Source organism: Methylorubrum sp. POS3, assembly GCF_043352485.1.
Classification (GTDB): Bacteria; Pseudomonadota; Alphaproteobacteria; order Rhizobiales; family Beijerinckiaceae; genus Methylobacterium; species Methylobacterium suomiense.
In genome coordinates this window covers 1-1,503 of the sequence record NZ_JAPRBT010000021.1, presented here as the reverse complement: position 1 = coordinate 1,503, position 1,503 = coordinate 1, and the positions used below count along the sequence as shown (strand labels likewise).

Annotated in this window: 3 protein-coding genes and 1 pseudogene; all 4 read right to left on the bottom strand. The window is 70.1% G+C overall.

Going from position 1 to position 1,503, the window contains the following annotated elements:
* Positions 1-284, bottom strand: a pseudogene (locus OWC43_RS23325) (hypothetical protein); the annotation flags it as partial.
* Positions 281-649, bottom strand: coding sequence for a phage tail protein (locus OWC43_RS23320; protein WP_393958666.1), 369 nt, complete (start codon positions 647-649; stop codon positions 281-283). The pseudogene OWC43_RS23325 and the gene OWC43_RS23320, both read right to left, overlap by 4 nt.
* Positions 649-1,038, bottom strand: coding sequence for a hypothetical protein (locus OWC43_RS23315; protein ID WP_393958665.1), 390 nt, complete (start codon positions 1,036-1,038; stop codon positions 649-651). Before OWC43_RS23315 ends, OWC43_RS23320 begins: the two co-directional genes overlap by 1 nt.
* 77 nt (positions 1,039-1,115) lie before the next feature.
* Complete coding sequence (locus OWC43_RS23310) at positions 1,116-1,388, bottom strand: hypothetical protein (protein ID WP_393958664.1); 273 nt, start codon at positions 1,386-1,388, stop codon at positions 1,116-1,118.
* Positions 1,389-1,503: the final 115 nt, after the last annotated feature.

Sequence of the window (1,503 nt, the reverse complement as noted above, 5' to 3'; positions counted from 1 at the left end):
GGGATCGCCCCATCGGCCGTCATCTCGAAGCCCTCGCAGGTCACGTCGAGCGGGGCGTAGGTGATGCCGCGGAAGCGGATCGGACCGGAACCGCCCTCGACCGCCGGGGTGAACGCGAACTGGCGGTTCACGCCGATCGCGGCGAGGTCGATGACGTAGAGGGCGACGAGGTCGCCCGGTGTCAGGCTCTGGCCGGCGCGCCGCAGCGCGGCGCTGGGTGGCGGAGCGGCGCCGCGCACGCGCGGGCGGGCGCGCTCGACGCCGCCGACGACGAACTCCGTCATGGGTCGAAGTTCTCCTCGAACCTGGCCGTGAGGGTCGACTTGCACCGGTCTGCGTAGTCGGTGGTCCATTCCGGGCAGATGAACTGGCGTGGCCGCGCCTCGCCCGGGACGAGGAAGGTGAAGGGCAGGTAGCCCCGCCGGCCCAGCAGGAACGCGTCGAGCGCCTCGATCTGGTCTGCCCGCAGCTTCGCTGAGCGGAACGCGAAGTCGCGCGGCAGCGGGTTGATGCCGTCGCCGGTGCGCTGGCTGTAGCGCCCGCCGAAGCCGGCGGTCAGCACTGCCGGCCGCGCCGACCGGCTCGACCCCGGGGCGACCGGCCCGTAATCGCCCAACCCGAGCGTGGGAAAGGCCGGGAAGTCCGGCATCAGGCGCCCGGGGACATCGGCATCGCCGGGGACGGGATCGGGGTCGTCACCAGCACCACGGTGTAGAGCTTGGTCAGGTCGAGCACCGCGTCGTCGGAGGCGTCGGTCAGTGCCTGCAGCAGGCCGAGCGCGCTGTAGGGCCGGGCGTAGGTGTAGAGGCTCTGCGGACCGTACTGGCTGATCAGATCGATCAGCGCGCCGACCTGCTTGGCCTGCACCGTGGCATCGACCGGGGCGGCACCCTCGACCGACACCGCGACAGGCCCGTTGATGCGGGCGGTCTCGAACAGGTCGACACCCTGCTCGAACACGGCGATCTGCGCGCCGTAGGGCAGGCTGAGGTTGCGCCCGGCGATGGCGACGGTCGGCTTCACGGTAGTCTTCGACATGGTAGTCCCTCTCAGTGGCTCAGGGAGGCGAGCGGCTGCCGACAGCGCTTCGCGAATCAGTGATTAGGGCGATGCACTCAGGCCGTCAGGGATTGGCCGTCCTGGTCGATGCTGGTGCGCTTGAGTTGGCCGGCGGTAATCGTGCCGACGTCGATCTTGCTGGCGCAGATGGACGTCGCGGCGATCTGGTCGGCGCGGATGGAGCCGCTAATGATGCGGCCGCCGTCGATGATGGTGGGACCTGCGGTCTCGGCAGCCTGCTTGGCGACGGCGGTGGCGATGCCCGCGAGCGGCAGGATGGCGGCGGTCGGCGCAAGGCCGAGCAACCGGACGAACGAGCGTCGGTTCATGCTCTCATATCCTTTGGGACAGTGCTGGGGTGACGGTCACCCGGACCGGCGCAAGCCGGCCTTCCACAGGGCGCCGTTGGTGCGCAGCGAGTTCGCCTGCTCCTGGTGGAAGATG

What these genes read in the sequence shown, in the direction of transcription:
- OWC43_RS23320 (WP_393958666.1), bottom strand. Translation starts at nt 649, where the DNA reads ATGCCGGACTTCCCGGCCTTTCCCACGCTCGGGTTGGGCGATTACGGG.
- OWC43_RS23315 (WP_393958665.1), bottom strand. Translation starts at nt 1,038, where the DNA reads ATGTCGAAGACTACCGTGAAGCCGACCGTCGCCATCGCCGGGCGCAAC.
- OWC43_RS23310 (WP_393958664.1), bottom strand. Translation starts at nt 1,388, where the DNA reads ATGAACCGACGCTCGTTCGTCCGGTTGCTCGGCCTTGCGCCGACCGCC.